The organism is Streptomyces aurantiacus JA 4570, from assembly GCF_000414115.1.
GTDB classification, from domain to species: Bacteria; Actinomycetota; Actinomycetes; order Streptomycetales; family Streptomycetaceae; genus Streptomyces; species Streptomyces aurantiacus_A.
The window spans coordinates 1-11552 of the sequence record NZ_AOPZ01000007.1; the positions used below are offsets into that span (position 1 = coordinate 1).

Annotated in this window: 10 protein-coding genes, 1 pseudogene and 1 riboswitch; of the genes and pseudogenes, 10 read left to right on the forward strand and 1 reads right to left on the reverse strand. The window is 69.2% G+C overall.

The genetic code is table 11. The annotated features are described in order from the left end of the window. Positions 1-159: 159 nt before the first annotated feature. The 10 genes and pseudogenes from STRAU_RS00630 (at position 160) to STRAU_RS00675 (ending at position 10494) form a co-directional block, all read left to right on the forward strand. A complete protein-coding gene (locus STRAU_RS00630; protein WP_016638260.1) occupies positions 160-768 on the forward strand; it encodes a cardiolipin synthase ClsA in 609 nt (202 codons plus the stop codon). Between the two features lie 112 nt (positions 769-880). Then, positions 881-3376 carry a mannose-1-phosphate guanyltransferase gene (locus STRAU_RS00635; RefSeq protein WP_037656830.1) on the forward strand — a complete coding sequence of 832 codons (2496 nt, stop codon included), beginning with the start codon at positions 881-883 and terminating at the stop codon, positions 3374-3376. Between the two features lie 89 nt (positions 3377-3465). Continuing rightward, positions 3466-4365: a DUF881 domain-containing protein gene (locus STRAU_RS00640; protein WP_078620870.1), complete on the forward strand. Its 900-nt coding sequence runs from the start codon at positions 3466-3468 to the stop codon at positions 4363-4365. Further along, positions 4362-4694, forward strand: a complete 333-nt coding sequence (locus STRAU_RS00645) for a small basic family protein (RefSeq protein WP_003988855.1) — start codon at positions 4362-4364, stop codon at positions 4692-4694. The genes STRAU_RS00640 and STRAU_RS00645 overlap by 4 nt, the downstream gene beginning before the upstream one ends. 5 nt (positions 4695-4699) lie before the next feature. Further along, positions 4700-5636 (forward strand): annotated as a pseudogene (locus tag STRAU_RS00650) (DUF881 domain-containing protein). An 82-nt stretch (positions 5637-5718) separates the two neighbouring features. Continuing rightward, positions 5719-6660 (forward strand): FHA domain-containing protein, encoded by a 942-nt coding sequence (locus STRAU_RS39775; protein WP_078620872.1) that lies wholly within the window; start codon positions 5719-5721, stop codon positions 6658-6660. 16 nt (positions 6661-6676) lie between these two features. Further along, on the forward strand, positions 6677-7423 hold the full coding sequence (gene ftsR / locus STRAU_RS00660; RefSeq protein WP_016638266.1) for a transcriptional regulator FtsR: 747 nt from the start codon (positions 6677-6679) through the stop codon (positions 7421-7423). A gap of 53 nt (positions 7424-7476) precedes the next feature. Continuing rightward, positions 7477-7950, forward strand: coding sequence for a bifunctional nuclease family protein (locus STRAU_RS00665; protein WP_005475662.1), 474 nt, complete (start codon positions 7477-7479; stop codon positions 7948-7950). A gap of 237 nt (positions 7951-8187) precedes the next feature. Further along, positions 8188-8820, forward strand: a complete 633-nt coding sequence (locus STRAU_RS00670) for a MerR family transcriptional regulator (protein WP_037656833.1) — start codon at positions 8188-8190, stop codon at positions 8818-8820. Between the two features lie 69 nt (positions 8821-8889). Continuing rightward, entirely contained in the window at positions 8890-10494 is a 1605-nt protein-coding gene (locus STRAU_RS00675) for a DNA polymerase IV (protein ID WP_016638268.1), read from the forward strand. Between the two features lie 280 nt (positions 10495-10774). Here STRAU_RS00675 and STRAU_RS00680 read toward each other — a convergent pair whose 3' ends face one another. Next, complete coding sequence (locus STRAU_RS00680) at positions 10775-11149, reverse strand: PRC-barrel domain-containing protein (protein ID WP_016638269.1); 375 nt, start codon at positions 11147-11149, stop codon at positions 10775-10777. A gap of 145 nt (positions 11150-11294) precedes the next feature. Continuing rightward, positions 11295-11392: riboswitch (glycine riboswitch) on the forward strand. The last annotated feature ends 160 nt before the right edge of the window (positions 11393-11552 follow it).

The window sequence follows — 11552 nt, forward strand, 5'->3', positions numbered from 1 at the left end:
GCCGAACTAAATTTGATAAAGCCGTGTTCCCCGGACAGAAGTCCGGGGAATACGGCTTTTTTGTTTTTCTGACGCCGGCCACCCCTCTGCACAGCCGTCTGACAACTGACGGTAAGGTCAGGGGGCATCATTGGCTCGTTCCACACAGGAGGCCCCCGGGTGGAGGTCCAGGAGACCCGCGTCCAGACGGACCGGGTCCTCACCATCCCGAACATCCTCAGCATGGCGCGCCTCGTCGGCGTGCCCCTCTTCCTGTGGCTCATCCTCAGGCCAGAGTTCGGCGGGCCCAAGAGCGACGGCTGGGCGTTGCTCGTGCTCGCGCTGAGCGGAGTCAGCGACTACCTCGACGGCAAGCTGGCCCGGCGGTGGAACCAGATCAGCAGTCTCGGCCGGATCCTGGACCCGGCGGCCGACCGGCTCTATATCCTCTCGACGCTCGTCGGCCTCACCTGGCGGGAGATTCTTCCCCTCTGGCTGACCGCGGTGCTGCTGCTGCGCGAGCTGGTTCTGCTGGTGATGGTCTGGATCCTCCGTCGCCACGGGTATCCGCCGCCGCAGGTGAACTTCCTCGGCAAGGCCGCCACGTTCAACCTGATGTACGCATTTCCGCTGCTTCTGCTCAGTGACGGAAGTGGCTGGATCCATACACTCGCTGCTATTTTCGGATGGGCGTTCGCCGGATGGGGTACAACTCTGTACTGGTGGGCAGGGATCCTCTACGTGGTTCAGGTCCGCCGACTTGTCAAGGCGGATGCCAAGGCCGATTGAGCCTGCCGATATGGCGGCTGTTGAGGCTCGAAGGCCCGTAACTGACTGAACGGGCCAATCCAGGCGGGCTGAGTCGGCTAGATCGTCGTCTATCAAGGAGGACGTTTCCGACATGAAGGCCGTCGTTATGGCCGGGGGCGAAGGCACGCGTCTGCGCCCCATGACCTCCAGCATGCCCAAACCGCTCCTGCCGGTGGCCAACCGGCCGATCATGGAGCACGTGCTGCGCCTGCTGAAGAGGCATGGGCTCACCGAGACCGTAGTGACAGTCCAGTTCCTGGCGTCACTGGTCAAGAACTATTTCGGCGACGGTGAAGAGCTCGGTATGGAGCTCACCTATGCCAATGAGGAGAAGCCACTCGGCACCGCGGGCAGCGTGAAGAACGCCGAAGAGGCCCTGAAGGACGATGCCTTTCTCGTCATCTCCGGTGACGCTCTGACCGACTTCGACCTCACAGACCTGATCCGCTTTCACAAGGAGAAGGGCGCGCTTGTCACCGTCTGTCTGACACGCGTTCCCAACCCGTTGGAATTCGGTATCACCATCGTCGATGAAGAAGGCAAGGTCGAGCGCTTCCTGGAGAAGCCGACCTGGGGCCAGGTCTTCTCCGACACGGTGAACACCGGCATCTACGTCATGGAACCCGAGGTCTTCGACTACGTCGAGGCCGATGTGTCCGTCGACTGGTCGGGCGACGTCTTCCCGCAGCTCATGAAGGAAGGCAAGCCCGTCTACGGGTACGTCGCCGAGGGCTACTGGGAGGACGTCGGCACCCACGAGAGCTATGTGAAGGCCCAGGCAGACGTACTGGAAGGCAAGGTCGACGTCGAGCTCGACGGCTTCGAGATCTCGCCCGGCGTGTGGGTCGCCGAAGGCGCCGAAGTGCACCCCGACGCCGTCCTCCGCGGACCGCTGTTCGTCGGTGACTACGCCAAGATCGAAGCGGATGTCGAGATCCGTGAACACACCGTCGTGGGCTCGAACGTGGTCGTGAAGAGCGGGGCCTTCCTGCACAAGGCGGTTGTTCACGACAACGTCTACATCGGGCAGCACAGCAATCTGCGGGGCTGCGTCGTCGGCAAGAACACCGACATCATGCGGGCCGCCCGCATCGAGGACGGCGCTGTCATCGGTGACGAGTGCCTGGTGGGCGAAGAATCGATCGTCCAGGGCAATGTGCGGGTCTATCCGTTCAAGACCATCGAGGCCGGCGCCTTCGTCAACACCTCGGTCATCTGGGAGTCCCGCGGGCAGGCGCACCTCTTCGGAGCACGCGGTGTCTCCGGCATCCTGAACGTGGAGATCACCCCCGAACTCGCCGTGCGCCTTGCCGGTGCGTACGCGACGACGCTGAAGAAGGGCTCCACCGTCACCACGGCACGTGACCACTCCCGTGGCGCGCGAGCACTCAAGCGAGCGGTGATCTCCGCGTTGCAGGCCAGCGCCATCGACGTACGCGATCTGGAGAACGTGCCGCTGCCCGTCGCGCGGCAGCAGACGGCGCGCGGCAGTGCCGGCGGCATCATGATCCGTACGACGACGGGGGTGCCCGACTCCGTCGACATCATGTTCTTCGACGGGAACGGAGCGGACCTCTCGCAGGCGAGCCAGCGCAAGCTCGACCGGGTGTACGCGCGGCAGGAGTACCGGCGCGCCTTCCCCGGGGAGATCGGAGACCTGCACTTCCCGTCCAGCGTCTTCGACTCCTACACCGGGTCGTTGCTGCGGAACGTCGACACGACGGGGATCGCCGAGTCGGAGCTCAAGGTCGTCGTCGACGCGTCCAACGGCAGTGCCGGGCTCGTACTGCCCAGCCTCCTCGGGAAGCTCGGGGTCGACGCGCTGACGATCAACCCCGGGCTCGACGAGTCGCGGCCCACCGAGTCGGCCGACGCGCGCCGGTCGGGGCTGATGCGGCTCGGGGAGATCGTGGCGTCGGCGCGAGCGGCCTTCGGAGTGCGCTTCGACCCGGTGGGTGAGCGCCTGTCGCTCGTCGACGAGAAGGGGCGGATCGTCGAGGACGACCGGGCCCTGCTGGTCATGCTGGACCTGGTGGCGGCGGAGCGGCGCAGCGGGCGGGTCGCGCTGCCGGTGACGACGACACGGATTGCCGAGCAGGTCGCCGCGTACCACGGCACACAGGTGGACTGGACGACCACGTCGCCGGACGATCTGACCCGGGTGGGACGCGGCGATTCGACGATCTTCGGCGGGGACGGGCGTGGCGGGTTCATCGTGCCGGAGTTCAGCAGCGTGTTCGACGGTACGGCGGCCTTCGTAAGGCTCATCGGACTGGTGGCGCGTACGCAGCTCACGCTGAGCCAGATCGACGCCCGGATTCCGCGGGCGCACGTCCAGCGGCGCGACCTCGCCACGCCGTGGGCCGTCAAGGGCCTGGTGATGCGGCGTGTCGTGGAAGCCGCCGGCGACCGGTCCGTGGACACGACGGACGGCGTGCGGGTCGTGGAGGCCGACGGGCGGTGGGTGCTCGTGCTGCCCGACCCGGCCGAGGCCGTGACGCACCTGTGGGCGGAAGGACCGGACGACGCGTCGGCCCAGGCGCTGCTCGACGAGTGGGCGGCCGTCGTGGACAGCGCCGGGCACTGATGGCGCAAATGTGCCGGACAGCACCCGTAAGTGGCGCTGTCCGGCACGCCGGTGGGGCCATTCGGAGGTAGCGCCCGCGACGTGCGACGATGTGCGGCATGCCGCAGCAGCCCCCCGTTCGGAGCACCGTCTCGCGCCCCAGGCGCCCGGACGCCTCCATGTCGCTGCTCACCACCGTCATGGACCACAGCCTCGACGAGGGGTACGCGGAAGCCGCCGCCCGCAAGAGGGAAACCGGCACAGGTGGCGTCCCGAAGCCGTTGCGGGCCAAGCTGGGGCTCGCGGCCGGTCTGGTGCTCGCCGCGCTCGTGGTGACCGTGGGCGCGGCCCAGGCGCGCGTCGAGGCCCCGGTCCTCGCCAAGGAGCGCTCGGAACTGATCGACCGGGTCGAGTCGGCCACCGCGGACGCGGACAAGCTCGAGGACGAGGTCGACGACCTGCGTGACGACGTGAGCGCGCGGCAGCGGGCGGCCCTCAAGAAACACGGCGGCAGCCAGGCCGAGTTGGTGTCGCTGCTCTCCGGCGCCACGGAAGTGCACGGGCCCGGCGTGAAGCTCGTGGTCGACGACAAGAAGGAAGCCGACCAGGGCGGTGGCGGCCCCCGGGAGAGCTCGGGGTTCTCCGACACCGGCCGGGTGCGCGACCGCGACATGCAGCGGGTCGTGAACGGCCTGTGGGAGTCGGGCGCCGAAGCCGTCGCGATCAACGACCAGCGGCTCACCGCGCTGTCGGCGATCAGGGCGGCCGGTGACGCGATACTGGTCGACAACAAGCCGCTGGTGCCGCCGTATACGGTGCTCGCGGTGGGCGACGGCCAGAAGCTGAGCACCAGGTTCCAGAACAGCCGCGACGGTCAGTATCTGCACGCCCTGCACGAGAACTTCGGCATCCGGACCAGCATCTCCCCGGTGGACGACGTCCGGCTGCCGGCCGCGCCCAGTGTGACCGTACGTACAGCAGAGCCGAAGGCAGGAAAGGGCACAACGTGATCGCCGTACTGGGCCTCGTCGTGGGAGTCGTGGCCGGATTGCTGGTTCGGCCCGAGGTTCCTGCGGTGGTCGAGCCGTATCTTCCGATCGCTGTGGTGGCCGCGCTCGACGCGGTGTTCGGCGGTCTGCGCGCGATGCTCGACGGCATCTTCGACGACAAGGTCTTCGTGGTGTCGTTCCTGTCGAACGTGGTCGTGGCCGCGCTGATCGTCTTCCTCGGCGACAAGCTCGGCGTGGGCGCCCAGCTCTCCACGGGCGTCGTCGTGGTCCTCGGCATCCGGATCTTCTCCAACGCCGCGGCGATCCGCCGCCACGTCTTCCGGGCGTGACGGCGATGAGCCCCATGGACCCCACGAATCCCAGGAACCCCGGCGATGGGGACAACACGCCCGACGACGGCCGGCGCAGGGAACTGCCCGCCGAGGTCCCGGTGCCGCCCCCCGCGTCCGACGACGGGGCGGCACAGACCGAGCAGGGCGGGCCACAGACGGAGCAGAGTGGTGCACAGGCCGGGCCGGGCAAGGGCAAGTCCCTGACCGGCCGTCAGCGGCTCGTGAAGGGACTGTGGCCACCGCGCCTGACCCGCGCCCAACTCATCGTCGCCCTGCTGCTGTTCGTGCTCGGCCTCGGACTCGCCATCCAGGTGCGGTCCACCAACGACAGCAGCGCGCTGCGCGGCGCACGGCAAGAAGATCTCGTACGCATCCTCGATGAACTGGATGACCGTACTCAGCGTCTGGAAGATGAGAAGCGGCGTCTGGAGGACCAGCGCACCGGTCTCGAGAGCAGCTCGGACCAGGCCGAGGAGGCCCGCAAGCAGACGGTCGAGAGGGAACGGCAACTCGGCATTCTCGCGGGCACCGTGGCGGCGCAAGGTCCTGGCATCACGCTGACGATCGACGACAAGAAGGGGACGGTGGAGGCTGACATGCTGCTCGACGCCATCCAGGAGCTGCGCGCCGCCGGCGCGGCGCGCCGCCGGCGCGGAGGCCATCCAGGTCAATGACGTCAGGGTGGTGGCCGGCACCCACCTGTCGGATGCGACGGGCGGTGGTGTGCGCGTGGACGGCCGGAAGGTCGCCGCGCCCTACCGCTTCAAGGTCATCGGCAAGCCGCAGGACCTGGAACCGGCGCTGAACATCCCCGGCGGAGTGGTGCAGACTCTGGAGAAGGAGCAGGCCACGGTCACTGTCGCACGTACGGAGAAGATCGTCGTGGATGCCTTGCGACCGGCGAAGCGGCCTGACTACGCTCGGTCGTCCTCCCAGTGAGGCGGGGGCGCATGGGGGCCGCGGGTCCAGGGCATGAGGTTGCGGGGGGTCGGCGCACCGTAGACGGGGTGCGTGGTGGAAACTGTTTTGCGGCCGCGGACGTTGTGAGGATGTCCGTGGTGCCGCCGTACGAGGGTGTGTGCAATCAGGGTTCGTCCTGCCCCACGGGCGGGTCTGTTTCGGTCAAGGGGAATCGCCCGTGAAGTTGTTTGCGAAGTTGTTCGGCAAGAGCGCACGTGAGGACGCACGTCATCGTGCGCCGCGCGCTGGAGACGTGCCCGAGACACAGGTGGGCGAGCGCCCCCTGTTCCGGGACCAGGTCGGTGGAGACATTTCGGGCGGACAGGGCGCGTCATCTGTTGACCCTGCTACTTCCGGACGCATAGGTTTCGGGGAACCGTCAACCTCAAGTACGGGTGGAGGGTTTACGCCCGACCCGTACGCGTCCCATGCCCCAGCGGGGCAGCCGCGGCAGGAGGATCCGTCCATGTCGGCCCTGGTGTGTACGAGGTGCGGGAACCGCAACGCGCAGGCAAGCCGCTTCTGTTCCAACTGCGGTGCGCCGCTGCGGGCCGGAGCGGTCGCCGAGCGTCCGTCCGAAACCACTTCGACGATCTCCATCTCCGGTCTTGAGGCGTACGACGCCGAGGTCACGGGGCAGACGCCGTCTCCGGCGCTCTCTCCCGAGGCCCAGGCGGCCGTCGACGCGCTGCCGCTCGGCTCGGCGCTCCTTGTGGTGCGGCGCGGCCCGAACTCGGGCAGCCGCTTCCTCCTGGACGGCGAACTGACGACGGCGGGACGCCACCCGCAGAGCGACATCTTCCTGGACGACGTGACCGTGTCGCGCCGCCACGTGGAGTTCCGTCGCCTCGCGGACGGCTCCTTCACCGTCGCCGACGTGGGCAGCCTCAACGGTACGTACGTGAACAGGGAGCGGATCGACTCCGTCGCCCTGTCCAACGGCGACGAGGTGCAGATCGGCAAGTACCGGCTGGTCTTCTACGCGAGCCAGCGGGGCATCTGACCCGTCAGGAAGGTCCATGCTGCACACACCGAGGGGCGGTGCCGGGAGCGGCACCGCCGCTGCGGACCATCGGCTGATGAGCATCGGCACCGTGCTGAACGTGCTGAGTGACGAGTTTCCCGAGGTCACGATCTCCAAGATCAGGTTCTTGGAGTCCGAGGGGCTCATCGAGCCGCAGCGCACGCCGTCCGGCTATCGCAAGTTCAGTCCGGAGGACGTGGAGCGGCTCGCCCACGTCCTGCGGATGCAGCGCGACCACTACCTGCCGCTCAAGGTGATCCGCGAGCAGCTCGACGCCCCACAGGGCGGGGAGGATCCCGCCCTGCCCCTGCCCGCGCAGCAGACCGAGTCGGCGGCCGACGGCGAGCCGGCCGAGGCCGACGAGGAGCGCACGGCCGCGCGGCTGGGGCGGGACGCCCTGCTGGCCGCGGCCGAGGCCGATGAGCGCCAGCTCGCCGAGTGGGAGACGTACGGCCTGGTCACACCCCTGGCGGACGGCAGCTACGACGCGGACGCGGTGACGGTCGCCGCGCTCGTGGTCGAACTCGGCCGATTCGGTATCGAACCCCGCCATCTGCGCGCCATGAAAGCGGCGGCCGACCGGGAGGCAGGTCTCGTCGACCAGGTCGTCGCGCCGCTGCGCAGGCACCGCAATCCGCAGACCAGGACCCACGCGGAGGCCCGAACGCGGGAGCTCGCGGGGCTCACGGGCAGGCTGCATGCGGCGCTCGTGCACAGTGCCCTCGGCGTCCGGGTGCGCTGACTCGATCGGTGCCCGACTACCCAAACCTGCCGGGCACGTCCTAGGGTTGCTGTGTGAACGAGCTCGACGTCGTAGGTGTCCGGGTCGAAATGCCCTCCAACCAGCCGATCGTGCTCCTGCGTGAAGTGGGAGGCGACCGGTACCTCCCCATCTGGATCGGACCAGGGGAGGCGACCGCCATCGCCTTCGCACAGCAGGGCATGGCGCCCGCACGGCCGCTGACGCACGACCTTTTCAAGGACGTGCTGGAGGCCGTGGGCCAGGAGCTCACCGAAGTGCGCATCACCGACCTGCGGGAAGGCGTGTTCTACGCCGAGCTGGTCTTCGCCAGCGGGGTCGAGGTGAGCGCACGTCCCTCCGACGCCATAGCGCTGGCGCTGCGCACGGGAACCCCGATCTTCGGCAGCGACGGGGTGCTCGATGACGCCGGGATCGCCATTCCGGACGAGCAGGAGGACGAGGTGGAGAAGTTCCGCGAGTTCCTCGACCAGATCTCGCCCGAGGACTTCGGCACCAACAGTCAGTGAGCCGCAGCCAGTGAGCCGCCGTCGGCCGTCAGCCGGCAGCCAGTGCTCGCCGTCGTTCAGCCGGTGAGCCCCTTCCGGGAGGCCGTCCCCGGATCATTCGGCTAGCCTTTCCCCGCAGCATGGGAGGGGAAACCACTCGCAGGGTGATTATCACTCGGCGTGCCGAGTGTGGCGTTCGTTGACGAGCCCCTGGTGACTGCCTACCGTCGAGGAGGCAGGTCAAGGACGGAGGTCGGCGTGAGAAGCAGCGGCGACGGCACAGCGGTGGGCGGTCCGTACCCGCTTCACAGCAGCTCGGCCGATCACTCTCCGAAGCGCCCGGTGGCAGTGCCCGGTGGTACCTCCGGACCGGAAGGTCAGGCGGAGGGCCCCGAGCAGGACCGGGTCGGATATCGGGGGCCCACGGCGTGCGCCGCCGCGGGCATTACGTACCGCCAGTTGGACTACTGGGCGCGGACCGGGCTCGTCGAGCCGAGCGTGCGCGCGGCCGGCGGTTCCGGCACCCAGCGGCTCTACAGCTTCCGTGACGTGGTCGTTCTGAAGATCGTGAAGCGGTTCCTCGACACGGGGGTCTCGCTGCAGAACATCCGCACCACGGTTCAGCACCTGCGGGACAGCGGTTTCCGTGATCTTGAGCGGACGACGCTGATGAGCGACGGAGCGACGGTCTACGAATGCACCTCGCCCAGCGAGGTGCACGATCTGCTCCAGGGCGGGCAGGGCGTCTTCGGGATCGCCGTGGGTGTTGTCTGGCGCGACGTGGAGGCCGCGTTGTCGCAGCTTCACGGGGAGCGGGTCGACACGGGGGAGACCCTGGTGGGGAACCATCCCGCGGACGAGCTCGCGAGACGGCGCAACCGGGCCGTCTGAGACCGCACGGCGGTGGGCCGGCCGGTCACGGCGGGGGGATTGTCAGTGGCGTAGGGCAGCATCGGAGATGTGAGAACCGCGCCGACGATTCTGCATCTCGACATGGATGCCTTCTACGCGTCCGCCGAGCAGGCGGCGAAGCCGAGCCTGCGCGGAAAGGCCGTGATCGTCGGCGGGCTCGGGCCGCGCGGCGTGGTGGCCACCGCGTCCTACGAGGCGCGCCGGTTCGGGGTGCATTCGGCGATGCCCATGGGGCAGGCGCGACGCCTTGCGCCGAACGCCGCGTATCTGGTGCCGCGGTTCTCGTTCTACCGGGAGATCAGCGAGCAGGTGATGCGGCTGCTGCGGGAGCTGTCGCCGCTGGTGGAGCCGCTGAGCCTGGATGAGGCATTCGTGGACCTGGAGGCGGGCGGCGTCGCGTCGGACGAGGCGTCGGCGCGGGCCGTGGGGGAGCGACTGCGGGCGGACATCCTGCGGGTCACGGGGCTGAGCGGGTCGGTGGGCCTCGCCGCGTCCAAGATGCTGGCGAAGATCGCCTCCGAGCAGGCCAAACCGGACGGCCTGGAGCTCATAAGACCCGGCACGGAGCGGGAGCTGCTCGGGCCCATGTCGGTGCGGACGCTGCCCGGGGTGGGGCCCGCGACCGGGGACCACCTGCGGCGGGCCGGGATCACGACCGTCGAGGAGATCGCCGAGGCCGGCGAGGACGAGCTGGTACGCCTCCTCGGCAAGGCCCACGGAGGGGCGCTGCACGCGATGGCGCTGGCCCGGGACGAGCGGCCCGTGGTGGCCGAGCGGGACACCAAGTCGGTGAGCGTCGAGGACACGTACGACGTGGACATCCACGACCGGGTGCGGGTCCGGATGGAGGTGGCGCGCCTTGCCGACCGGTGTGTGCAGCGGCTGCGGGCCGCGGGGCACTCCGGGCGGACGATCGTGCTGAAGGTGCGGCGGTTCGACTTCTCGACGCTGACGCGGTCCGAGACGCTGCGGGGCCCCACGGACGACCCAGGGGTGGTGCGGGAGGCGGCCGCGCGGCTGCTCGAGTCCGTGGACACGACGGGTGGGGTGCGGCTGCTGGGCGTGGGGGTCAGCGGGCTGGCCGACTACACGCAGGAAGATCTGTTCGCGCAGGCCCAGGCGCAGGCCGCCGCCGAGGCCGCCGCGGAGGCTGACGCGCAGGCGCAAGCTGCCTCCGAGGCGGACGCGGGGGCCCGGGCGGATATGGCGCCTGGAGCCGCAGAGGACGGCGGCGGGGCGCCGGTGGAGGGCGTCGGTGACGAGAGGGCGGGCGGGGGCGAGGCCGGGAGTGAGGAGGCCGTCTCGTCGGCTGAGCGCCGGTGGCATGCGGGGCATGACGTGCGGCACGCGGTGTTCGGGGCGGGCTGGGTGCAGGGGAGTGGCCTGGGGCGGGTGACCGTGCGGTTCGAGACGCCGGGGTCGGCTCCGGGGCGGGTGCGGACGTTCCGTACGGATGATCCGGAGCTTGAGCCGTCGGAGCCGGTGCCGTTGGTGGCGGCCGTGGCGGTAGTGGAGGGCGCGGCAGCCGTGGAGGACGTCTCACCCGGGGTGGAGCAGGGCGTGGCCGGCGCGGCGGTGGGCGTCGGCCGTGGAGAGCCCGGCGTGCCTCGCGTGGAGGCGGCCGGAGGGAGGCGGCAGGGGGAGCGCGGCTGAGGGGCGCATCGGAGGGCGTGCAGCGGTCTCAGGGGGCATCCCATGGAGTCCTGAGGCAGAGCTCCTGGGGCGCTGGGGCCCGGCCCGTGGGTGGTTGTGAGGCACGGCGACGGTGCAAGCCCCAGCGGCGCAAGGCAGCAGATGTGGCAGTCACCCAGCAGGCAGCGCCTCAGGGCAGCCATCAGCACGGGGTCTCGGCCGCATGTCTCGCCCAGGCAAGCAATCCGACCCTCCGCCGGAGGACGCCTCGGCCGTCACTTGCGTACCAGTCGGCCCCCGCTCAAGCGTCAGAAGAATTGGCCGTATGCCCGAAGTCCACATCCGGAGGCGGGGGCGGCGGGGCCAGATCCAGGCCGTAGTGGCGGTAGAGCTGGAGCTCTTGCTCCGGAGACAGATGGCGGCCGACGCCGAAGTCGGGGGCGTCCTTGATCAGAGACCGGTCGAAAGGGACCCGCAGGCTGCCGTCCTTGACCAGCTCGCTAGGCTCCAAGGGCACGAAGGCATCCCTGCTGAACAGGCCCGTCCGTATCGCGGCCCACTCCGGGGCGCCGGTGGCGTCGTCGAGATAGACCTCGTCGATCGTGCCGATCTTGGCTCCGTTGCGGTCGAACGCCTTGCGGCCGATCAGGTTGCGCGGATCGATATCGGTCTGCACGGGCCCTCCAACTGGTCGCAAGCCGTCGCATACTCGTCCAGCTCATCCAGATTTCGCTCGTAATGACTACGAAAGAGCACATCGGGGCAGGCGGCCACTCGAGGGATCGGGCGGGGTCCTCGCTGGTAGGCTGGCAAGCGGCTGTTGACCCCGTGCGGGAGAGCTCTTCGGTGGAAACGCCGGAGGCGCCGAAGGAGCAACTCCTCCCCGGAATCTCTCAGGCCCCTGTACCGCACGGACGAGGTCACTCTGGAAAGCAGGGCGGGCGTCGGGCGGGCACGTTCGGAACCCTTCCTCACCGACGGTGAAAGCAGTGCTGCCCCCAGGGCGGAGCTGTGAAGCTCTCAGGTTGAGATGACAGAGGGGGAGGCCGTCCGGGTACCCGCGCCGTGGTGCCCCTCGC

Coding starts and splice junctions, on each gene's coding strand:
- STRAU_RS00640 (WP_078620870.1), top strand. CDS start 3,466: ATGTGCGGCATGCCGCAGCAGCCCCCCGTTCGGAGCACCGTCTCGCGC.
- ftsR (WP_016638266.1), top strand. CDS start 6,677: ATGCTGCACACACCGAGGGGCGGTGCCGGGAGCGGCACCGCCGCTGCG.
- STRAU_RS00635 (WP_037656830.1), top strand. CDS start 881: ATGAAGGCCGTCGTTATGGCCGGGGGCGAAGGCACGCGTCTGCGCCCC.